Raw genomic sequence first — 20,957 nt, 5'->3', positions numbered from 1 at the left:
CGGCGCGTCACCCGGCCGGGAGGAACCCCAGCCGGGCCGCCAGTCGTTCGCGGTGTGCGGCGGGGGAGCCGAAGAGCAGGGCCGAGCCGTGGGCCCGCTTGAAGTACTCGTGCGCCTCGTGCTCCCAGGTGATGCCGATGCCGCCGTGCAGTTGGATCATCTCGCCCGCCACGTACGCGTAGGCCTCCGAGCAGGCCGACTTGGCGGCGGCCGCCGGCTCCGGGGCCGCGTCGGCTGCGGCCGCCGCGAGGGCGAGGGAGCGGGCTCCCTCCACCGCGGTGTGCAGGTCGGCGAGCCGGTGCTTGACCGCCTGGAAGGAGCCGATGGGTCGCCCGAACTGCACCCGCTCCTTCGCGTACCGGACCGTCGCCTCCAGCGCCCGCGCCGCCGCCCCCGCCTGCTCGGCGGCGAGCGCCGTGCAGGCCAGGTCCCGGACCCGGGCGAGGACCCCGGCGCCGTCGGCCGAGAGCAGCCGGGCCGGGGTCCGGTCCAGGGTCAGCTCCGCGAGGGGGCGGGTGCGGTCCATCGTGGACCGTACGGCGAAGGCCGCCGGCGCGGCGGTGAGTTCGAACAGCCCGAGCCGGCCCGCGCCCGCGCCCGGGGCGCCGTCCATCCGGGCGAACGCCAGCAGCAGGGACGGTTCGGCGGGGCCCGCCAGGACGTACTGCTTCGTGCCCGTGAGCAGCCAGTCCGGTCCGGCGGGCTCGGCCCGGGCCGACAGGTCGGCGGGCTCCCACCCGCCCCCCGTGGCGAGCGGGTCGCCCGGGGTCTCCGCCCAGGCCAGGGCGCCCACGACCGTGCCCTCCGCGAGGTGCGGCAGGTGGATCGCGCAGGCCTCCCGGTCCCCGGATGCGAGCAGGGCCCCCACCGTCAGCACCGCCGAGCCCAGGTACGGTACGGGGCTCAGCGCGCGCCCCAGTTCCGCCATGACCACCCCGACTTCGGCCGGCCCGCAGCCCAGCCCGCCGTACTCCTCGGGGACCGCCAGCGCGGCCGCGCCGATCTGCGCCGTCAGCGGAGCCCAGGCCGTGTGGCCGGGGTGGCGGGCCAGGACCGCCCGTACCGCGTCCCGGAGTTCCTCCTGCTCCCTCGTCAGCTCCAGCGTCCTCACGCCGACTCCCCTCGTGCCGTGCGGCGCAGCTCCGTCTTCAGCAGCTTGCCGCCCGCGTTGCGCGGGAGCTCCTCCATCCGGGTGAACCGCCGCGGCACCTTGAAATTGGCCAGCCGTTCCCGGGTCCACGCGGTCAGCTCCTCGGAGGTGACCGGCCCGGTGGTGACGACGTAGGCCACCCCGACCTCGCCGAGCCGCTCGTCGGGGGCGCCGACGACCGCCGCGTCGGTGATGGCGGGATGGGTCAGCAGCACGTTCTCCACCTCCGCCGGGTAGGCGTTGAAGCCGCCGACCACGTACATGTCCTTCAGTCGGTCGGTGATGGAGAGGTAGCCCCGCCCGTCGAGCACGCCGATGTCCCCGGTGCGCAGCCAGCCGCCGGGCAGGACGGCTTCGGCGGTGCTCGCCGGGTCGTCCAGGTAGCCGGGGGTGACGTGGTAGCCGCGGACCTGCACCTCGCCCGGCTCCCCTGCGGGCAGCAGCGCGCCGAGCGGGTCGGTGATCCGTACCTCGGTGTCCGGCAGCGGCAGGCCGACGGTGTGGGCGAGGGTCCGGGCGTCGGCGTCGGTGGGGCAGACGGACACGACGCCGCCGGACTCGGTGAGCCCGTACGCGGTGAACACGTCGGGCGCCCCCAGTTCGGCGCGGATCTCCTCGACGAGGGAGGTGGGCACCGAGGCGGCTCCGGTGCCGGCCAGGCGCAGCGCGGACAGGTCGTGCGCGGCCCGCGCCGGGTGGCGGATCAGGCCGTGGAAGACGGTCGGCGGGCCCATCAGGCAGGTGACGCGCTCGGCGGCCATGCGGTGCAGGATGCGGTCGGTGTCGTAGACCGCCTCGGGGAGCATGGTGACCCCGCGCAGCAGGCAGGCGAGCACCCCGGCCTTGTAACCGAAGGTGTGGAAGAAGGGGTTGACCAGCAGGTACCGGTCGCCCGGGCGCAGGGTGACGAGGCCGGACCAGGAGGCGTAGAGCCGGACCGTCTGGCCGTGGGTGGTCATGACGCCCTTGGAGCGGCCGGTGGTGCCGGAGGTGTAGAGGATGTCGCTGAGGTCCTCGGGGCGTACGGCGGCCGCGCGCGCGGCGCGCTCCGCGTCGGGGACGGCCCCGCCGGCGTGCAGGTACGCCTCCCAGGAGACGCTCCCGGGCGGGCCGTCGGTAGCCGTCGGGAGGTTCCCCTCGCGCCCGTCACGCAGGACCACGGTCGAGGCGAGCGCCCCGAGGTCCTCGCCGGAGGCGTGCAGGTCACGGGCGTAGTCGGTACCGAGGAACCCGCGCTCGGTGAACAGGACGCGGGAGCCGCTGCGCCGGATGATGTCGGCGGCCTCGGCGGGCTTGTAGCGGGTGTTGACCGGTACGAGGACCGCTCCGGCGCCGACCGCGCCGAGGGCGGCGGTGATCCACCGGCGGCTGTTGGGGGCCCAGATCGCGACCCGGTCGCCGGGGCGGATGCCGTGGGCGATGGCGGCGCGGGCGGCCGCGGAGATTTCGGCGGCGAGGCGGGCGAAGGTCCAGCGGACCTCTCCGTCGGCGAGCGCCTCGCGCTCCCCGTACGCGGCGGCGGCGTACTCGGGGAGCCGGGCGAGCGTGGCGGGCTGCTGTGGCTGTGGCTGTGGCTGAGGCGGGGGTGGTGGTGGCATCGGACCCTCCCTACTTGACGAGCGAGCGTGGGCGGTATCCAATCACAGGTGTTTCGGTTAGGCATATACCTAGTAGAAATAATCAGGGAGGGTTCTCATGAGGGAGGAAGCCATGTCCGACATGAAGTCGGTCCTGTCCAGCTTCTGCACCGGCGTCGCCGTCATCACGGCATGCGGAGCCGACGGCCGTCCCGTCGGGATGGCCGTCCAGTCCTTCTCGTCCGTTTCCCTGGACCCGCCGCTGGTCTGCTTCTGCCCGGCGCGCACGTCCACCACCTGGCCCCGGATCCAGGCGGCGGGAGCCTTCGCCGTCAACATCCTCGCCGCCGACCAGCAGGAGCTGTGCCGCCGGTTCGCCGTCACCGGGGGCGACAAGTTCGCCGGGGTCTCCTGGCGGGCCGGCGCCAACGGCGCGCCCGTGCTGGACGGGGTCCTCGCCACCGTCGAGTGCGATACGGAAGCCGTCCTGGACGGCGGCGACCACGCCATCGCGCTCGGCCGGGTCACCGCGCTGACGGCGCACCGCGAAGGCGCGCCGCTGCTCTACTTCCGGCGCACCTACGGGCGCTTGCCGGGCGCCGAGTCCGGGGTTGAGCCCCGCCCGCTCTCCAGCTCCGCAATGTCGTCGAGCATGGCCGCCGCCAGGTCGCGCTCGGAGGCGTAGTACCGCTCCGCCCACTTGAGGGTGAGCGTCGGGTACGCCCACGAGGCCTCTTCCCGGGCCCCGTCCGCGTCGGCCACCGCGCGCCGCCGCATCTTCTCCGCGAACTCCTGGTGCTGTACGAGGACTTCGCGCATCTGCTCCGGCTCCAGCAGGTGCCCGAGCCACAGCCGCAGCATCGGCCCGTGCTTGAGCACCGGCGGGTCGACGGGCGCCTCGCGCGCCCAGCGCCGTACGGCCGTCATGCCCTCGTCCGTGATCCGGTACACCCGCTTGTCGCGGGTGCCGGTCTCCTGGGCGACCATCCGCGAAGAGGCGTAACCGGCCTTCTCCAGCCGCTTGAGCTCGCTGTAGATCTGGCTGAAGGACGGGCTCCAGTAGAAGAAGCGCAGTGACCAGTCCGACCACTTCTTCAGGTCGTAACCGGAGAGCTCCTCCCCGAAGGAGAGCAGCCCGAGCACCGCCCAGCTGGTCGCGGGGAGCGTGCGCCCGTTCGTGTCTTCTGCCGCCTCGTTGGTCACGCAGCGCAGTCTACGACCGGTCTTCGCGGCGGCCCTTCCCCCGGCCCGGTATGACTGCTAGAAGTATTCCTATTCGAAATACATCACCGACGTGCCGTGCGCAGCGCACGGCTGGGAGGCACCCCGTGAAGTTCTCGATGATCTTCGAGGCGCAGCTCGTCGACCCGACGCCCGAACGCGAGCGCCAGGTCATCCACGACTGCGTCGAACAGGCCGTGTTCGCCGAGGAGATGGGCTTCGACCGGATCTGGGCCGTGGAGCACCACGCCCTCACCCAGTACGCCCACATGAGCGCCTCGGAGATCTTCCTGACCTGGGTCGCCGCCCGGACCGAGAAGATCCGCATCGGCCACGGCGTCGTCACCATGCCCTTCGGCTACCAGCACCCCGTGCGCGTGGCCGAACGCGCCGCCATGCTCGACGTGCTCTCCGGCGGCCGCGTGGACATCGGCGCCGGACGCGGGGCCACCCGCCAGGAGATGTCCATGTACGGGGTCCGCCCCGAGGACACCTACCCGCAGATGGAAGAAGCGCTGCGGATCTTCTCCTCCGCCTGGCGCGAGGAGAAGTTCGAGTGGCACGGCTCCATCGACATCGGCCCCGGCGCGATCCTGCCCCGGCCGGTCCAGGACCCGCACCCGCCGCTCTTCATGGCCTGCTCCAAGCACGACACGCTCAAGCTCGCCGCCGAACTGGGCATCGGAGCCCTCGTGATGGGCTTCGCCGGCGCCGACGACGTCCGTACGATGCGCAAGGTCTACGACGAGGCCATCGCCACCCGCAGCGGGGACCGCTTCGTCTCCACCGAGGTCAACGACCACCTCTCCGCGCTCTGCCCCACCATCGTCCTCGACGACGCCGAGCGCGCCCTGCGCCTGGGCACCCGCGGCCAGCGCTTCTTCGCAGAGTCCATCGCCCACTGGTACGGCAACGCCCCCGAGCCGACGGGCTACTCCGAGGACGAGACCGCCGAGGAGCACGTGGCCGCGCTGGACAAGGGGCGCGAGGAGCTGGTCGCCAAGCTCCACGAGGCGAACATCCCGGCCCGCCCCATAGACACCGGCACCTACAACGCCGAGCATGCCTACGGCAACGCCCAGACGGCCATCGCCTACGTCGAGCAGCTGCGCGAGATCGGCGTCGACGAGGTCATGTGCCTGATCCAGATGGGCACCGTCCCCCAGGAGGCCTGCATGGAGACCATCCGCCAGTGGGGCGAGACGGTCATCCCGCACTTCCGCGCCCTGGAGGGCTGACCCGTGAGCCCCTCCCCCAACGGCAAGGTTCTCGACGGCAAGGTCGTCGTCATCACCGGCGCCGGCCGCGGCCAGGGCGCGGCCGAGGCCCGGCTGTGCGCCGAGGCCGGCGCACGGGTCGTGGTCACCGACATCCGGGAGGAGGAGGGCCGCACGGTCGCCGCCTCGCTCGGCGACCAGGGGCTCTACGTACGCCACGACGTGGCCGACGCCGACAGCTGGGCGGAGGTGGTCCGCGAGGCCGTACGCGCCTTCGGCACGGTCTCCGCCCTGGTCAACAACGCCGCGCTGTGGCGCACGGCCCACGTGGAGCGCCAGGGCCTGGAGGACTTCGAAGCCCTCCTACGGGTCAACCTGCTCGGGCCGTTCCTCGGCATCCAGGCGGTGGCCCCGGTGCTGCGCGCCGCCGGAGGCGGCTCGATCGTCAACGTCTCCTCCACCGCCGGACTGGTCGGCATCCCGGGCCACGCGGCGTACGGCTCGACCAAGTTCGCCCTCCGCGGGCTCACGAAGTCGGCCGCGCTGGACCTGGCGGGGGACCGGATCAGGATCAACTCCGTGCATCCGGGGGCCATCGACACCCCGATGGTCAGCGAGGCCGTCGCGGGTCGGGACTGGTCGCACCTGCCGCTGGGGCGGATCGGGCGGCCCGAGGAGGTCGGGGAGCTGGTCCTCTTCCTCTGCTCGGACGGGTCCTCGTACATCACGGGCGCGGAGTTCACGGTCGACGGGGGGATGACGGCGCGATGAGCGGAACCGATCGGCTGTCTCCGGCGGCCCGCCGGCTGTGCGACGCGATGGCGGCCGCCTTCCCCGGACCGGGGGACCCGGCGGCCCTGAGGGCGGCCGCGTCCGCCTCCCGGGGCGGCGGCGCGGAGGTGGCCTCCGTACGGGACGCGGTCGCGGACGGAGTCCCCGTCCGGATCTACGACCCGGCGCCGGGCGCCGCGGGCCGCCCGCTGGTGGTCTTCTTCCACGGCGGGGGCTGGGTGATGTGCGGCCTGGACACCCACGACGCGCTGTGCCGGGCGCTGGCCGTGGCCTCGGGCGCGGTGGTGGTCTCCGCGGACTACCGCCTCGCGCCCGAACACCCGTGGCCGGCCGCGCCCGACGATGCGCTGACGGTGCTGCTGTGGGCCCGGGCGCGGGCGGCCGAACTGGGCTGCGACCCCGCGCGGCTGGTCGTCGCCGGGGACTCCAGCGGAGGCAACCTCGCGGCCGTGACGGCCCTGCGGGCCCCCGAACTGGTTGCAGGCCAGCTGCTGTTCTACCCGCCGCTGGACGCCTCGATGGAGCAGCCCTCGGTGACCGAGTTCGGGGAGGGGTACTTCCACACGGCCGCGCACATGGCCTGGTACTGGGACCAGTACGGCGGCGACCCGGACCACCCCCACGTCTCCCCGCTGCGGGCCCCCGACCTCTCGGGGCTGCCGCGCACGCTGCTGGTCCTGGCCGACTGCGACGTCCTGCGGGACGAGGGCCTGGCCTACGGGCGCAGGCTGGGCGGAGCGGGCGTGGACTGCGGGGTCCACCTGGTCCCCGGGGTCTTCCACGGCTTCCTCGGCCTGCCGCTCCCCGCCGCGGCCGCGGCGATCGGGGCGGCGGGGGCGTGGGTGGCGGCGACGGCCGCGAAGTAGGGGGCAGGGGGCTGGGCGGCCGGATTCGAACCGGCGTCCTCCTCCATGCTGTGTAGGCGCACTACCTCTGTGCTACGACCCAGCCCTTGCGCCGGATCCTAGGCGCGGCCCCGGCGGGTGCGCACGCGAATATCCCCGGCATGATGTGCGCATGTCGATATCGGTCCCGGGGGCTGTGCTGCGCAACTCCCTCGCCCTCGCAGCGGAGTTCGCCGCCTCCCTGCTGATGCGCGGCTCCCAGCCGCACTGGCTGCCGATCATGCTGGCGCTGGTCGCCCTCGTGTCCGGACTGCCGCACGGCACCGACGCCGGCTTCGTCCACAGGATCGTGCTGGCGCTCGGCGCGGTGGCGATCGCCCTGTCCGCAGCCCAAGCCCTGGACGCCCCCGACCCGCTCCTCTGGCAGATCCTGACCGGAGCCCTGCTCCTGCCCCAGACGGCCTCCCTGACCCGCCTCTCCCGCCGTCCCACCGCCTGAAACGGCTGGCCGGAGCCGTGGCGGCGCGCCTACGCTGCGCCCATGCCGCCTACCCGCCCTTCCACCGTTCCCTGGGCTCCGCCCAGACCCGCGCCTCACACGCCGGCGGGGCTGGATTTCCAGCCCCGCCGGCGTGCACGTGCCGGCCCCGCCGGAGGTTAGAGGCGTTCGATGATGGTGACGTTGGCCTGGCCGCCGCCCTCGCACATGGTCTGGAGGCCGAAGCGGCCGCCCGTGCGCTCCAGTTCGTGGAGCAGGGTCGTCATCAGCTTGACGCCGGTCGCGCCCAGGGGGTGTCCCAGGGCGATCGCGCCGCCGTTGACGTTGACCCGCTCCGGGTCCGCACCCGTCTCCTTCAGCCAGGCCAGGGCCACGGGGGCGAAGGCCTCGTTGATCTCGACCAGGTCGATGTCGGAGAGGGACATGCCGGTCTTCTTCAGGGCGTACGCCGTCGCCGGGATCGGCGCCGACAGCATGCGGATCGGGTCCTCACCGCGCACCGACAGGTGGTGGATGCGCGCCCGCGGGCGCAGCCCGTGTTCCCGTACCGCCCGCTCCGAGGCCAGCAGCATCGCCGCCGCGCCGTCCGAGACCTGGGAGGAGACCGCCGCCGTGATCGTGCCGCCCTCCATGACGGGCTTGAGCCCCGCCATCTTCTCCAGGGTGGTGTCGCGGCGCGGGCCCTCGTCCACCGACACCGACCCGTAGGGCACGATCTCCCGCTCGAAGCGGCCCTCGTCGATCGCGCGCAGCGCCCGCTGGTGGGAGCGCAGGGCGAACTCCTCCATGTCGAGGCGGGAGATGCCCCACTTCTCGGCGATCAGCTGGGCCCCGTAGAACTGGTTGACGGGGGAGTCCCCGTACCGGGCCCGCCACCCCACCGAGCCCAGGTAGGGGCCCTCGGTGAAGCCCAGCGGCTCCGCCGCCTGCCGCGAGGCGAAGGCGATCGGGATCATCGACATGTTCTGGGTGCCGCCGGCCACCACCAGGTCCTGGGTGCCGGACATGACGCCCTGCGCCGCGAAGTGCACGGCCTGCTGCGAGGATCCGCACTGGCGGTCGATGGTGACGCCCGGGACCTCCTCGGGGAGCCCCGCCGCGAGCCAGGCCGTCCGGGCGATGTCCCCGGCCTGCGGCCCCACCGTGTCGAGGCAGCCGAAGACCACGTCCTCCACGGCCGACGGGTCGATCCCGGACCGTTCGACGAGCGCCTTGAGGACGTGTGCCCCCAGGTCGGCCGGGTGGACCTCGGACAGGCCCCCCTTGCGCCGCCCCACGGGGGTGCGTACGGCTTCGACTATGTAGGCCTCGGGCATCGGAACTCCTCAGGGATATCCAGGCATCGGGCAGGTGCCGGGGATGTGTGGGATCACGTTCGTGTGGCGATGCCGTCCAGGACCATCGAGAGGTACTGGCGGGCGATCTCCTCGGGGCTGTGCTGGCCGCCCGGCCGGTACCAGGACGCCGCCACCCACACCGTGTCGCGCACGAAGCGGTAGGTGAGGCGGATGTCCAGGTCGGCACGGAAGACCCCGTCCGCGACCCCGCGCTCCAGCGTCCCCAGCCATGCCTTCTCGAACTTGACCTGGGAGTCGGAGAGGTAGTGGAAGCGGGGCTGGGTCGACAGGGTGCGGGATTCCTTCTGGTAGATCGCGACGGCGGCGCGGTGCCGGTCGATCTCCCGGAACGATTCGGTGACGAGGGCCTCGATGGTCTCCCTGGGTCCGAGACCGGCGGCGAGGACGGTGTCGTACCCCTCCCACAGCTCGGTCAGGAAGGCGGAGAGGATCTCGTCGAGCATCGATTCCTTGGAATCGAAGTGGTAGTAGAGGCTGCCGGCGAGCATGCCGGCGGCGTCGGCGATCTTGCGGACGGTGGTGGCGTTGTAGCCCTGCGCGGCGAAGACCTCGGCGGCGGTGTCGAGGAGTTCGCGGCGGCGTTCGGGCGACGCCGTCACCTGGGGCTTCTTCTTGGCCGTCGGTGCGATCGGCTTGTTCGTTGGCACGCGTCCATTCTGGTACTGCGCCGGCCGGTCATCCGACGCCCTACGCGTGCTGACTGCTGACCGACACGGTCTCGCCCGTCATGTACGACGAGTAGCCGCTGGCCAGGAACACGATGACGTTGGCGACCTCCCAGGGCTCGGCGTAGCGGCCGAAGGCCTCGCGGGCGGTGAGTTCCGTGAGCAGCTCCTCGCTGGTGACCTTCACCAGGTGCGGGTGCATGGCCAGGCTCGGCGCGACCGCGTTGATCCGTACGCCGAACTCCGCCGCCTCCAGCGCCGCGCAGCGGGTCAGTGCCATCACCCCGGCCTTGGCGGCGGCGTAGTGGGCCTGCCCGGTCTGGGCGCGCCAGCCGATGACGGAGGCGTTGTTGACGATCACCCCGCCCGTTCCGGAGGCCTGCATGGAGCGCATCGCGGCGCGGGTGCAGCGGAAGGTGCCGTTCAGCGTGACGTCGAGGACGCGGGACCACTGGTCGTCGGTCATGTCGACGAGGTTGGCCGTACCGCCGAGCCCGGCGTTGTTGACGACGAGGTCGAGGCGGCCGTGGAGCCGTTCGGCGAGCGCGAAGAAGGCGCCCACCTGCTCCTCGTCGGTGACGTCGCAGGGCAGAGAGGCGACCCGGTCCGCACCGAACTCCGCGGCCAGCGCCTCCTCGCTCTCCTTGAGGCGGCGGGCGTGCGCGTCGCCGATGAGGACGCGGGCACCCTCCTCCAGGAAGCGGCGTGCGGTGGCCCCGCCGATGCCGGCCCCGGCGGCCGCGGTGATCACGGCGCTCCGGCCGGCCAGCAGACCGTGCCCCGCCACGTACTCGGGCGCGTTGCGGAGCACGTTGCCGGATCGGTCTTCCGGTGCGTTCATGCCCGGACCTCCTTGGGAAGGCCGAGGATGCGCTCGGCGACGATGGTGCGCTGGATCTCGTCGGAGCCTGCGTAGAGGGTGTCGGAGCGGGAGAAGAGGAAGAGCCGCTGCCAGTCGTCGAGGTCGTACGGGTCCCCGTGCGCCCCGGCCGCGAGCAGCGAGGCGGCTCCGCAGACGTCCATGGCGAGTTCGCCGAGGTCCCGGTGCCAGCGGGCCCAGTACAGCTTGGCCGTGGACGGGGAGACCCCGGGCCGCAGCGCGGAGGCGCGCATGGTCTCCAGGCCGATCCAGGCCCGGACGAGCCGGTCGCGGATCAGCGGATCGGCCATCGCACCGTTGCGCTTCGCCAGCGCGGCCAGGTCCTCGAGCTCGCGGCGGAAGCCGACCTGCTGGCCGAGGGTGGAGACGCCGCGCTCGAAGCCGAGGGTGGCCATGGCGACGGCCCAGCCCTCACCGGGCGCGCCGACCACGTGGGCGGCGTCGGTGCGGGCCCCGTCGAAGAAGACCTCGTTGAACTCGGAGGTCCCGGTCAGCTGCACGATGGGCCGGACCTCCACCCCGGGCTGGTCCATCGGGACCAGGAGGTAGGACAGTCCCGCGTGCCGGCGTGAGCCCGGCTCGGTGCGGGCGACGACGAAGCACCACTGCGAGGCGTGGGCCAGGGAGGTCCAGATCTTCTGGCCGTCCACCACCCACGCGCCCTCCACGAGGGCGGCCCGGGTGCGGATGTTGGCCAGGTCCGAGCCGGCGTCGGGCTCGCTGTAGCCCTGGCACCACAGCTCTTCGACGGCCCGGATGGGCGGCAGGAAGCGCCGCCGCTGCTCCTCGGTGCCGTACGCGATGAGGGTGGGGCCGAGGAGCTGCTCGCCTATGTGGTTCACGCGCGCGGGCGCGTCGGCCAGCGCGTACTCCTCGTGGAAGGCGATCTGCTGCGCGGTGCTCGCGCCGCGGCCGCCGTACTCGACGGGCCAGCCCACGCAGGTCCAGCCGTGCGCCGCCATGTGCCGTTCCCAGGCGAGGCGTTCGGCGAAGGCCTCGTGCTCCCGGCCCGGTCCGCCGCGGCCCTTGAGGGCGGCGAACTCGCCGGTGAGGTGGGCCCGTAGCCAACTCCGAACCTCGGTGCGGAACTCCTCGACGCTGCTCATGGCCGTACGTTAACCTACCAAACACTTGTTAGGGAAGGATCCAGGGATGCCCGACGAAACCCCCGTGCTCTACGAGCGCCGCGGCCCGGTCGCGTACGTGACCATGAACCGCCCCCGGTACCGCAACGCCCAGAACAGCGCGATGACCTACGCCCTCGACGACGCCTTCTACCGGGCCGCCGACGATCCCGCGGTCAAGGTCGTCGTCCTGGCCGGGGCCGGCGAGCACTTCTCGGCGGGCCACGACATCGGCACCCCCGAGCGCGACGCACACCTGCCCTTCGAACGCCGGGCCGGCCTCTGGTGGGACCACTCCCAGCGCTCCGGCGCCGAATCCCGCTTCGCCCGCGAATCCGAGGTCTACCTCGGCATGTGCCGGCGCTGGCGCGAACTGCCCAAGCCCGTCATCGCCTCCGTCCACGGCGCGTGCGTGGCCGGCGGGCTGATGCTCGCCTGGGTCTGCGACCTGATCGTGGCCAGCGAGGACGCCTTCTTCGCCGACCCGGTCGTCCGCATGGGCATCCCGGGCGTCGAGTACTTCGCCCACCCGTGGGCGATGCCCCCGCGCATCGCCAAGGAGTTCCTCTATACCGGCGACCGGATGCCCGCCCGCCGCGCCTACGAGATCGGCATGGTCAACCGGGTCGTCGAGCGGGTCGAACTGGCCGGGGCCACCGACCGGCTCGCGCTGCGCATCGCCGAGATGCCCTCCTTCGGACTCGCCCTCACCAAGCGGGCCGTCAACCAGGCCGAGGACCTCCAGGGCCTGCACACCGGCATGGACTCCGTCTTCGGCCTGCACCACCTCGCGCACGCCCACAACGCCGAGACGACGGCGGACTCGCTCGGCGGCATGGACATATCGGGAATGAAAGGTGCCGCGATGAAGGGCTCCGCCATGAAGGAGGCGAACAGCTGATGGACCTGACCCACTCGGCGGACGTGGAGGCCTTCCGGGCCGAGGCGCGCGACTGGCTGGCCGCCCACGTGCCCGCCACCCCCCTGCCCTCGCTGGAGACCCGCGAGGGCTTCGCCGCCCACCGGGAATGGGAGGCGCTCCTGCACTCCGCCCGCTGGGCGGTGGTGTCCTGGCCCGAGGAGTACGGCGGCCGCGGCGTCGACATCGAGCACTGGCTGGTCTTCGAGGAGGAGTACTGGGCCGCCGGCGCACCCGGCCGGGTCTCCCAGAACGGCATCAACCTGCTCGCCCCCACCCTCTTCGACCACGCCACGGACGAACAGCGCGCCCGCGTCCTGCCCTCCATGGCGAGCGGCGAGACCATCTGGGCCCAGGCCTGGTCGGAGCCCGAATCCGGCTCCGACCTCGCCTCCCTCACCTCCCGGGCGGTGCGCACCGAGGGCGGCTGGCTGCTGTCCGGGCAGAAGACCTGGTCCTCGCGGGCCGCCTTCGCCGACCGGGCCTTCGGCATCTTCCGCACCGACCCCGACGCCCCCAAACCGCACCAGGGCCTCACCTACCTGATGTTCGACCTGCACGCCCCCGGGGTCACCGTGCGGCCCATCGGCCGCCTCGACGGCAAGCCCGCCTTCGCGGAACTCTTCCTCGACGAGGTCTTCGTCCCCGACGCGGACGTCATCGGGGAGCCCGGACAGGGCTGGCGGATCGCCATGTCCACCACCGGCAACGAGCGCGGGCTCACCCTGCGCGCCCCGGGCCGCTTCCTCGCCGCCGCCGACCGCCTCGTGGACCTGTGGCAGAGCCACGGGGACCCGGCCGACACCGCCCTGCGCGACCGGGTCGCCGACGCGGTCGTCGGAGCGCGCGCCTACCAGCTGTTCACCTGGGCCAACGCCTCCCGCTTCGCCGCCGGAGAGACGATCGGCGCCGAGTCCAGCCTGAACAAGGTGTTCTGGTCCCGGTACGACATCGCCCTGCACGAGAGCGCCCTCGACCTGCTGGGCCCCGACGCGGAACTCGCCGACGGGGAATGGGCCGAGCCGTGGATCTTCTCCCTCGCCGGTCCCATCTACGCGGGGACCAACGAGATCCAGCGCGACATCATCGCCGAGCGGCTGCTCGGCCTCCCGAAGGGCCGCCGCTGATGCGCTTCCTGCCGTCCGAAGAACAGTCGGACTTCGCCCGCACCCTGCGCGGTCTGCTCGCCGCCTCGGACGTCCCGGCGGCGGTACGGGCCTGGGGCGCGGGCGACCACGCACCGGGCAAGGTCCTGTGGGCGCGGCTCGCCGCCACCGGACTGTTCGCCCTCGCGGCCGACGAGGCCCACGAGGGCATGGGCCTGATGCCGCTGGAGCTGGCCACCGGGTTCGTGGAGCTGGGCCGCGCCGGGGTCCCCGGCCCGGTGGTGGAGACGGCCGCCGCCGCCGTACTCCTGACCCGGCTCGGCGACGAAGCACTGGCCAAGCGGTTCCTCCCCGGGCTGGCGGCGGGGGAGACCTCGGCCACCCTCACCCTGCCCGGTGCCGGCCCGTACGCCCTGGACGCCGACGCGGCCACCCACCTCTTCACGGTGTCCCCGGCCGGGGAACTCCGCCTGGCCCCCGGCGCCGGACCGATCCGCACCTCCACCGACCCCGCCCGCCGCCTGGCCCTCCCGGACGGCGGCGGCGAACTCCTCGCCGTCGGCCCCGCGGTCACCGCGGCCGCCCGGGACGCAGCGGACTGGGCCCGGCTGCTGACCGCCGCCCAGTGCCTCGGCACCGGCGAGGCCCTCCTCGCGCGCACGGTGGAGTACGCGAAGCAGCGCACGCAGTTCGGCACGGCGATCGGCGGCTTCCAGGCGGTGAAGCACCGGCTCGCCGACACCCTGATCGGCCTGGAGTTCGCCCGGCCGCTGCTGTGGGCGGCCGCGCTCTCGCTGGCCCCCGGGGAGGTCGCGGCGGCGAAGCTGACCGCGGGCGAGGCGGCGTACGCGGCCGCCATGACCGCGCTCCAGCTCCACGGCGCCGTCGGCTACACCGAGGAACTCGACCTCTCCCTGTGGCTGCGCAAGGCACGCCCGCTGCGCGACGCCTGGGGGAGCCCCTCGCAGTGCCGGGCGGCGGTCCTTCAGGAGCGGGTGCGGTAGTACGAGGAGAGGGCCGTGTTCACGACCACGGCCACCGCGAACCACAGGGCCGGCTGCCGCTGCCCGAGCGCGAGCAGCGCCAGGGCGGCGGCGCCGAACACCACGGCCTTTACTCCGAGCTGAGCGGCCAGTGGAACGGTGAACCGCGCCTTCGGCGCGGCGAACATCCCCCAGAGCACGGCGGCGGCGGCCGGCGCGGCCACCGCCAGGCCGAGGGACCCGGCCCATCCGATGTCCCGGCTGAAGCCCCACCAGGCGAGCACGACAAGGATCAGCAGCTCCAGCAGGAAGGCGAGCCCTTCGTTGACGAGGAAGAACGCGTGGACGGTCGGAGACAGCCGAGAAGACGGCGGAGTGGGCGACATGGCGGTCAGCCTCACGTGGCAGGGGCGCAATTCGCTAGGGCTGCGACCGCGCCGTTTCAGATGACGGCCACGCTGAGCGTGACCAGGTAGGGCTCTTCCACCACTCCGTCCGGAAAGACCGGATCCAGCCGCTCCCGCTCGGCGTCCAGGAACTCCCGCGTGCCCGCCTCGCCCAGCAGCAGGAACGCGGAGTGGCTGGCCAGGTTCGCCAGGTGCGCCTCCAGCGGGATGCGCCGGGACCACGGCACGCTCCGCGTGGCGAAACCGGAGTCGAGGCCGCGCGGAAGCGTCCGGTAGCCCAGGGACACGGCGCTCCCGCCGACCGCGCCTGCCCCGCCGGTGACCGCGCCGCCCGGGCCGTCGGCCCCGAAGAAGGCGCGGAGCCGCTCGCCCTGCGCCGCGACCCAGCCGGCCGACTCGTCCAGGTCGTTCCACCAGATCGCGAGCGCCCCGCCGGGCTTCAGCACCCGGCGGGCCTCGGGCACGGACCGCGCCGGATCCGTCCAGTGCCAGGCCTGGGCGTACGTCAGGAAGTCGAAGGCGGCCCCGGCCAGCGGCAGCCGGTCCCCGTCCCCGCGCACGATCGGGATCCCAGGCCGGGTGCGCCGGAACTCCGCGGCCATCCCGTCCCCGGGCTCCACCGCCACCACCTCGGCTCCCCGGGCGCGCATCGGCGCCGTTCCGATCCCCGTTCCCGCCCCCACGTCTGCGACCCGGGCCCCGGCGAACCGGCGCCCGGCCAGCTCCTCGACGGCGTCGTACAGCGCCTCGGGATAGCCGGGCCGGTGCTGCCCGTAGAGAGCGGCGGCGCTGTCGAAGGACCGGGCCCGGGAGCGGGGAGTCGTCCGAGTTGTCGTCATGGTGCCATTGTTTTCGATCACGCACGTCCCGGCCAGACCGCCTCGGGACAGTGGTCACGCGGCGCGGACCAGCCCCGCCTCGTAGGCGAGGATCGCGGCCTGGGTCCGGTTCGACAGGTCGAGCTGCGTCAGGATCCGCGAGACGTACGTCTTCACGCTCGCCGGGGACAGGTGCAGCGCCTGTGCTATCTGCAGGTTCGTCCGGCCCTCGCCGACCAGCGCGAGGACGTCCCGCTCGCCGGGGGACAGGGTGGAGAGCTGCTCCGCATGGTCGGGCGCCTCGGTGCGGGTGTCCGCCCGCTCCAGCAGCACCCGCATCACCCCGGGCGCCAGAGCGCTGCCGCCCGCCGCGACCGTGCGGATGCCGGCGAAGAGCTCCTCGGGGCGCAGGTCCTTCAGCAGGAATCCGGCCGCTCCGGCCCGCAGTGCGTCCAGGACCAGGTCGTCCGCCGTGTAGCCGGTGAGGACGAGGACGCGCGGCGGGTCGGGCAGCCGCAGCACCTGCAAGGTCGCCTCCAGGCCGTCGACCTTCGGCATGACCAGGTCCATCAGCACCACATCGGGCCGGTGCGTCCGCGCCAGCGGCACCGCCTCGGCCCCGTCGGCGGCTTCCGCGACCACCTCGATGTCGGGCGCGCTCGCGAGCAGGGTCACCAGTCCCGACCGTATGAGGCTCTGGTCGTCGACCACCATCACGCGGATCGTCATGTGACCCACCTCCCCCTGATGTCCCTGATTCCCCGTCTCATTGCGGACATTACCCCCATACCGGAACTTAAGTCCGTCCAACCCTCCCTCCCCAGTCCCCTTTTGCTGCCCCGCCTGTCCTCTTTCGGCGACTTCGGCGACCCCCCGTCCTCCCGGACGGTGGTTACCGAGGCCGAACGCACCACCGCTTCACCCGGTGCACGGGCCTCCGCAATGTCCCCGAAGTCAGGAACTCCGCATGTCTTTCCCGTCTGCTCGTACCCTCGCCGGTCTCGTTGTCGCCGGTATCGCCGCACCCGCCGCCGTGGGTCTCGTGGCACAGCCCGCGTCCGCCGCGTCGGTCGGCACGTGGGACAAGGTCGCCCAGTGCGAGTCCACCGGCGACTGGAGCATCAACACCGGCAACGGCTACTACGGCGGTCTGCAGTTCTCCTCCGGCACGTGGGCGGAGTTCGGCGGCCGGCAGTACGCCCCCCAGGCCAACCAGGCCACCAAGGCGCAGCAGATCGCCATCGCCGAGAAGGTCCTGGCGACCCAGGGCCCCGGCGCCTGGCCCTCCTGCGGCAAGCTCGCCGGCCTCCAGCGCGGCGGCCCGGCCCCCGAGGCCCCCGCGGCACCCGCCAAGGGCGCCGGCACCTCGACCGCCGACAAGAAGACCGAGACCCCGGCCGCTCCGAAGCGCGCCCAGGGTGCCGACAGCTACACCGTCGTCAGCGGCGACACCCTCGGCACCATCGGTTCCGAACTGGGCGTCAGCTGGCAGACCCTCTACTCCGAGAACCGCTCGGTGATCGGGTCCAACCCGGACATGATCCTCCCGGGCCAGCGCCTCGCGTACGGCTCCGGCTCCGGCGGCTCCTCCGACTCCGGCAGCAGCACCCCGGCCGCTCCGAAGTCCTCCGGCAAGTCGAGCTCGTCCAGCTCCTCGGAGTCCTCCGGCTCTTCGGAATCCTCCAAGAGCAGCTCCAAGAGCAGCTCCAAGAGCAGCAGCGCCGAGGGCGTCCTGCCCGTCTCGGGCGGCAGCATCTCCGCGCGTTACCACCAGTCGGGCGGCTGGGCGGCCGGGTACCACACCGGCATCGACTTCGCGGTGTCCACCGGCACCCCGGTCCGGGCCGCTGCCGCGGGCACCGTCGTCTCCTCCGGCTGGCAGGGCGCGTACGGCAACGCCGTGGTCATCAAGCACGACGACGGCCGCTACACGCTCTCCGCCCACCTCTCCTCGGCGACCGCCTCCGAAGGCGAGCGCGTCTCCGCCGGTGAGCAGATCGGCCGCTCCGGCAACACCGGCAACTCCACCGGCCCGCACCTCCACTTCGAGGTGCGCTCCAGCAACAGCTACGGCGCCGACGTCAACCCGGTCACCTGGCTGAACGGCCTCGGCGTCTCCCTGTAAGCAACGAGCCGGGTCCCCACGAGCCGGTTCACCCAAAACGCGTCCCCCCCGGATGCCCCTTCGGCGGAAGAAGGGCAACCTGGGGGGACGTTTTGGCATGCTCTGCGCAGTTTTGTGCGCCGACGGGGGGGTGGAGTCATGCAGGCCGTGCCCGGTCGCGCCGGACGGTTGCTGGAACGGGGTCTGCGCACCCTGACCGGGGAGAGCGGCGGGGCACCGGACCCGGTGCGCGCCCGCCGCACCGACATCTGGCTCGCCCTCCTCTGCGGAGCGCTCACCACCCTCAACCTCCACGACGTCCACCGCTTCGGCCTCGTCACCGACTACCCCACGAGCCTGGCCACCGGCTGGCTCGCGGCCGCCTCCCTGCTCTGGCGCCGCTCCCACGCCTGGATACCGGCCCTCGTGGCCACCGCCGCCACCCTCGTCTCCGACGACCGCGGCCCCCTCGTCTTCGCCGCCTACGCCCTGGCCGCGTACGGCCGCACCCACCGCTGGGGCGGGGTCCTGCTGATGGCCGTCGTCTACGTCGCCACCCGCGACGTGTTCCTGCCGCTCGGGTACGCGGGGCGCGACCCCGCCTCCTTCGTCCTCGGCTCCATCCTCGTGCCCGCCCTGTACGGGGAGACCGTGCGCCGCAACCGGCACGTCATGACCGCGTTGCGCGAGCGGGCCCGCCAGGCCCACGCCGCCGTGGACCAGGCGGCCGACCTGGCCGTCGTCCAGGAACGCACCCGTTTGGCCCAGCGCACCCACGACGGGCTCGGCCACCGCCTCACCGCCCTCACGATGCAGGCCGCCGCCCTGCGCCTGGACGCCGAGGCCGACCCCCGGGTCCGGGAGGCCGCCGGCGCCGTGGAGGAATCGGCGCGGGCCGCGATGGCCGAGGTCAGGGAGGTGCTGGACATGCTGACCGACCCCGCGGGCAGCCGCGCGCACACCTCCCCCGTGGACGTGGGCCGCTTCCTCGGCTCCCTGGCCCGGAACATGCGGGCCACCGGCATGGAGATCACCCACCACACCCAGCCAGGCCTGGGCTCCTTCCCGGCGGCCGACGGGCGGCTGCTCCTGCGGATCGCCCGGGAGGGGCTCACCAACGCGGCGAAGTACGCCCCAGGCTCCGCCGTTCGGATGAATCTGTACGTCGAGGACGGGGAGGTTCGCCTCGATGTGGTCAACACCGCCCCGGAGGGGGAACGGATCGTCCTCGACTCCGGTGGGATGGGCATTCCGGGGCTCCGCCGCGCCCTCGCGGAGGTGGGCGGGAAGCTGCGCGCCGGATCCACTCGGGACGGAGGTCACATGCTCGCGGCGACACTCCCCGACCGACGTGTGCTAGCTTAGAGCTCGTTGCAGTTGTGGTACCCATGAACTTTATGTGCGCCTGACGGGAATGCTCCGACAGGCGCTTTTATTGTTTTGCCGGAATCTCCGGATGGGGCCCTTTGCCGCCTATTCAGGAGATTCAAAAATGGCACTTGGCACCGTGAAGTGGTTCAACTCGGAAAAGGGCTTCGGCTTCATCGAGCAGGACGGTGGCGGCCCGGACGTCTTCGCCCACTACTCGAACATCGCCACCCAGGGCTTCCGTGAGCTCAACGAGGGCCAGCGCGTGTCCTTCGACGTCACCCAGGGCCAGAAGGGCCCCCAGGCGGAGAACATCCTCCCCGCCTAAGGCAGTCAGCACGCCGGGGTCCGCACCGAGTAGGTGCGGGCCCCGGCTTGTCTGCTGTTTCGAACCATTTGTTTGCAGTGCTTTGTGTAGTACCTGCCGGTTTCAGGAGGGCTTTCTCGCATGACCAGCTCCAGCTCCGCACGACCCAGCCGCCGCCCCACCCGGGGTCGAGGTGCGGCTCAGGGACGTCCGAAGGCTGGCGCGGGACGGCAGAAGTCCGCCCCCGTAGCCAGGCCCCAAGAATTCACCATGCCCGAACCGCTGACCCCGGCCCTGCCGCCGGTGGAAGCGTTCGAGGACATGGACATGCCCGAGGCGCTGCTGAAGACCCTCGCCGCCCAGGGCGTCACCCAGCCGTTCCCGATCCAGGCCGCGACCATCCCGAACTCGCTCGTCGGCCGTGACCTGCTCGGCCGCGGCCGTACCGGCTCCGGCAAGACGCTGGCCTTCGGCCTGGCCCTGCTGGCCCGCACCGCCGGCCGCCGCGCCCAGCCGAAGCAGCCGCTCGCCCTGGTCCTCGTACCGACCCGTGAGCTCGCGCAGCAGGTCACCGACGCGATGACCCCGTACGCCACGGCCGTCAACCTGCGCATCACGACCGTCGTCGGCGGGATGTCGATCAACCGGCAGTCCGGCGTCCTGCGCCGCGGCGCCGAGGTGCTCGTCGCCACCCCCGGCCGCCTGAAGGACCTCATCGACCGCGGTGACGCCGACCTCTCCCAGGTCTCCATCACGGTCCTCGACGAGGCCGACCAGATGACCGACATGGGCTTCATGCCGCAGGTCACCGCCCTGCTCAAGCAGGTCCAGCCCGAGGGCCAGACCATGCTGTTCTCGGCGACCCTCGACAAGAACATCGACAAGCTCGTCAAGATGTTCCTCACCGATCCGGTCGCCTTCTCCGTCGACCCGTCCGCCGGCGCGGTCAGCACGATGGAGCACCACGTCCTGTACGTCATGGACGAGACCGACAAGAAGGCCGTGGCCACGCGCATAGCCGCTCGCGACGGCCGGGTGATCATGTTCGTCGACACCAAGCGCGGGGTCGACCGCATGGTCAAGAAGCTCCTCGCCGACGGCGTCCGCGCCTCCGGCCTGCACGGCGGCCGCTCGCAGCCGCAGCGCAACCGGACCCTCGACTGGTTCAAGACGGGCGAGGTCACCGCGCTGGTCGCCACCAACGTGGCCGCGCGAGGCATCCACATCGACGACCTCGACCTCGTCGTCAACGTGGACCCGCCGACCGACCACAAGGACTACCTCCACCGCGGCGGCCGCACCGCCCGCGCCGGCGAGTCCGGCAGCGTCGTCACCCTGGTCCTGCCCGACCAGAAGCGCGACATGACCCGCCTGATGTCGGACGCCGGGATCTCCCCGCGCACCGCGCAGATCAAGTCCTCCGACGAAGAGCTCGCGCGCATCACCGGCGCCAAGGAGCCCTCGGGCATCCCGGTCGTCATGGACGTCCCGCAGGCCACCCCGCCGCGCCAGCGCTCCGCCGGCCAGGCCGGCGGCGGCTCCGGCGGTGGCGCGCGCCGCCGCTCGGGCGGTCCGCGCACCGGCTCCGGCACGGGTGCGGCTCCGGCCGCCGGGGGC

22 protein-coding genes and 1 tRNA gene are annotated in these 20,957 nt (G+C 72.7%); 12 read left to right on the top strand and 11 right to left on the bottom strand.

Annotation, left to right across the window (positions count from 1 at the left end):
• Positions 1-7: 7 nt before the first annotated feature.
• Positions 8-1,111, bottom strand: a complete 1,104-nt coding sequence (locus ACFVX6_RS21950; protein WP_389693870.1) for an acyl-CoA dehydrogenase family protein — start codon at positions 1,109-1,111, stop codon at positions 8-10.
• Positions 1,108-2,748, bottom strand: a complete 1,641-nt coding sequence (locus ACFVX6_RS21945) for a FadD3 family acyl-CoA ligase (RefSeq protein WP_389693868.1) — start codon at positions 2,746-2,748, stop codon at positions 1,108-1,110. Before ACFVX6_RS21945 ends, ACFVX6_RS21950 begins: the two co-directional genes overlap by 4 nt.
• Before the next feature lie 112 nt (positions 2,749-2,860).
• Between ACFVX6_RS21945 and ACFVX6_RS21940 the strand changes: the two genes are divergently transcribed.
• On the top strand, positions 2,861-3,412 hold the full coding sequence (locus tag ACFVX6_RS21940) for a flavin reductase family protein (RefSeq protein WP_389693866.1): 552 nt from the start codon (positions 2,861-2,863) through the stop codon (positions 3,410-3,412).
• On the opposite strand, the gene ACFVX6_RS21935 is transcribed toward ACFVX6_RS21940, so the two are convergent.
• Positions 3,307-3,939: a helix-turn-helix transcriptional regulator gene (locus tag ACFVX6_RS21935; protein ID WP_389693944.1), complete on the bottom strand. Its 633-nt coding sequence runs from the start codon at positions 3,937-3,939 to the stop codon at positions 3,307-3,309. The genes ACFVX6_RS21940 and ACFVX6_RS21935 overlap by 106 nt on opposite strands.
• A gap of 116 nt (positions 3,940-4,055) precedes the next feature.
• On the opposite strand from ACFVX6_RS21935, the gene ACFVX6_RS21930 reads away from it, so the two are divergent.
• The 3 genes from ACFVX6_RS21930 to ACFVX6_RS21920 are packed head-to-tail and all read left to right on the top strand — an operon-like array spanning position 4,056 to position 6,823.
• A complete protein-coding gene (locus tag ACFVX6_RS21930; protein ID WP_389693864.1) occupies positions 4,056-5,186 on the top strand; it encodes an LLM class flavin-dependent oxidoreductase in 1,131 nt (376 codons plus the stop codon).
• 3 nt (positions 5,187-5,189) lie between these two features.
• Positions 5,190-5,936, top strand: coding sequence for an SDR family NAD(P)-dependent oxidoreductase (locus ACFVX6_RS21925; protein WP_389693862.1), 747 nt, complete (start codon positions 5,190-5,192; stop codon positions 5,934-5,936).
• Positions 5,933-6,823 (top strand): alpha/beta hydrolase, encoded by an 891-nt coding sequence (locus tag ACFVX6_RS21920; protein WP_389693860.1) that lies wholly within the window; start codon positions 5,933-5,935, stop codon positions 6,821-6,823. Before ACFVX6_RS21925 ends, ACFVX6_RS21920 begins: the two co-directional genes overlap by 4 nt.
• A 9-nt stretch (positions 6,824-6,832) precedes the next feature.
• Here ACFVX6_RS21920 and ACFVX6_RS21915 read toward each other — a convergent pair.
• Positions 6,833-6,907, bottom strand: a tRNA-Ala gene (locus tag ACFVX6_RS21915).
• A gap of 67 nt (positions 6,908-6,974) precedes the next feature.
• Here ACFVX6_RS21915 and ACFVX6_RS21910 point away from each other — a divergent pair.
• The gene (locus ACFVX6_RS21910) at positions 6,975-7,301 is read left to right on the top strand and encodes a hypothetical protein (RefSeq protein ID WP_389693858.1); all 327 of its coding nucleotides are present in this window, start codon (positions 6,975-6,977) and stop codon (positions 7,299-7,301) included.
• A 158-nt stretch (positions 7,302-7,459) separates the two neighbouring features.
• On the opposite strand, the gene ACFVX6_RS21905 is transcribed toward ACFVX6_RS21910, so the two are convergent.
• The 4 genes from ACFVX6_RS21905 to ACFVX6_RS21890 are packed head-to-tail and all read right to left on the bottom strand — an operon-like array spanning position 7,460 to position 11,310.
• Positions 7,460-8,617, bottom strand: a complete 1,158-nt coding sequence (locus ACFVX6_RS21905; RefSeq protein ID WP_389693856.1) for an acetyl-CoA C-acetyltransferase — start codon at positions 8,615-8,617, stop codon at positions 7,460-7,462.
• Positions 8,618-8,670: 53 nt separating this feature from the next.
• A complete protein-coding gene (locus ACFVX6_RS21900; RefSeq protein WP_389693854.1) occupies positions 8,671-9,306 on the bottom strand; it encodes a TetR/AcrR family transcriptional regulator in 636 nt (211 codons plus the stop codon).
• Between the two features lie 40 nt (positions 9,307-9,346).
• Entirely contained in the window at positions 9,347-10,165 is an 819-nt protein-coding gene (locus ACFVX6_RS21895; protein ID WP_389693852.1) for an SDR family oxidoreductase, read from the bottom strand.
• The gene (locus ACFVX6_RS21890) at positions 10,162-11,310 is read right to left on the bottom strand and encodes an acyl-CoA dehydrogenase family protein (protein ID WP_389693850.1); all 1,149 of its coding nucleotides are present in this window, start codon (positions 11,308-11,310) and stop codon (positions 10,162-10,164) included. Before ACFVX6_RS21890 ends, ACFVX6_RS21895 begins: the two co-directional genes overlap by 4 nt.
• A 46-nt stretch (positions 11,311-11,356) precedes the next feature.
• Between ACFVX6_RS21890 and ACFVX6_RS21885 the strand changes: the two genes are divergently transcribed.
• From ACFVX6_RS21885 to ACFVX6_RS21875, 3 genes are read left to right on the top strand one after another with little or no spacing between them, the layout of a single operon-like run.
• Positions 11,357-12,229: an enoyl-CoA hydratase gene (locus tag ACFVX6_RS21885; RefSeq protein WP_389693848.1), complete on the top strand. Its 873-nt coding sequence runs from the start codon at positions 11,357-11,359 to the stop codon at positions 12,227-12,229.
• Positions 12,229-13,374, top strand: a complete 1,146-nt coding sequence (locus tag ACFVX6_RS21880) for an acyl-CoA dehydrogenase family protein (RefSeq protein ID WP_389693846.1) — start codon at positions 12,229-12,231, stop codon at positions 13,372-13,374. The genes ACFVX6_RS21885 and ACFVX6_RS21880 overlap by 1 nt, the downstream gene beginning before the upstream one ends.
• The gene (locus tag ACFVX6_RS21875; protein WP_389693844.1) at positions 13,374-14,357 is read left to right on the top strand and encodes an acyl-CoA dehydrogenase family protein; all 984 of its coding nucleotides are present in this window, start codon (positions 13,374-13,376) and stop codon (positions 14,355-14,357) included. The genes ACFVX6_RS21880 and ACFVX6_RS21875 overlap by 1 nt, the downstream gene beginning before the upstream one ends.
• Here ACFVX6_RS21875 and ACFVX6_RS21870 read toward each other — a convergent pair.
• Genes ACFVX6_RS21870 through ACFVX6_RS21860 form a run of 3 tightly spaced genes read right to left on the bottom strand, consistent with a single transcriptional unit; the run spans position 14,339 to position 16,290 of the window.
• Positions 14,339-14,722 carry a YrdB family protein gene (locus tag ACFVX6_RS21870; protein ID WP_389693842.1) on the bottom strand — a complete coding sequence of 128 codons (384 nt, stop codon included), beginning with the start codon at positions 14,720-14,722 and terminating at the stop codon, positions 14,339-14,341. The genes ACFVX6_RS21875 and ACFVX6_RS21870 overlap by 19 nt on opposite strands.
• Positions 14,723-14,778: 56 nt before the next feature.
• Positions 14,779-15,582, bottom strand: a complete 804-nt coding sequence (locus ACFVX6_RS21865) for a class I SAM-dependent methyltransferase (protein WP_389693840.1) — start codon at positions 15,580-15,582, stop codon at positions 14,779-14,781.
• A 54-nt stretch (positions 15,583-15,636) separates the two neighbouring features.
• Positions 15,637-16,290 carry a response regulator gene (locus ACFVX6_RS21860; protein WP_389693838.1) on the bottom strand — a complete coding sequence of 218 codons (654 nt, stop codon included), beginning with the start codon at positions 16,288-16,290 and terminating at the stop codon, positions 15,637-15,639.
• Positions 16,291-16,528: 238 nt separating this feature from the next.
• Between ACFVX6_RS21860 and ACFVX6_RS21855 the strand changes: the two genes are divergently transcribed.
• The 4 genes from ACFVX6_RS21855 to ACFVX6_RS21840 all read left to right on the top strand — a co-directional run.
• On the top strand, positions 16,529-17,686 hold the full coding sequence (locus ACFVX6_RS21855; RefSeq protein WP_389693836.1) for a peptidoglycan DD-metalloendopeptidase family protein: 1,158 nt from the start codon (positions 16,529-16,531) through the stop codon (positions 17,684-17,686).
• A 138-nt stretch (positions 17,687-17,824) separates the two neighbouring features.
• Entirely contained in the window at positions 17,825-19,030 is a 1,206-nt protein-coding gene (locus tag ACFVX6_RS21850; RefSeq protein WP_389693834.1) for a sensor histidine kinase, read from the top strand.
• Positions 19,031-19,157: 127 nt separating this feature from the next.
• Positions 19,158-19,361, top strand: a complete 204-nt coding sequence (locus ACFVX6_RS21845) for a cold-shock protein (RefSeq protein ID WP_112447913.1) — start codon at positions 19,158-19,160, stop codon at positions 19,359-19,361.
• A 120-nt stretch (positions 19,362-19,481) separates the two neighbouring features.
• On the top strand, positions 19,482-20,957 hold a 1,476-nt coding region (locus tag ACFVX6_RS21840; RefSeq protein WP_389693832.1), incomplete at its 3' end, for a DEAD/DEAH box helicase.

The organism is Streptomyces sp. NPDC058289 (assembly GCF_042880975.1).
GTDB classification, from domain to species: domain Bacteria; phylum Actinomycetota; class Actinomycetes; order Streptomycetales; family Streptomycetaceae; genus Streptomyces; species Streptomyces stoeckheimensis.
Note: the sequence above shows the minus strand (reverse complement) of the source record. Positions and strands in the feature narration are given on the sequence as shown.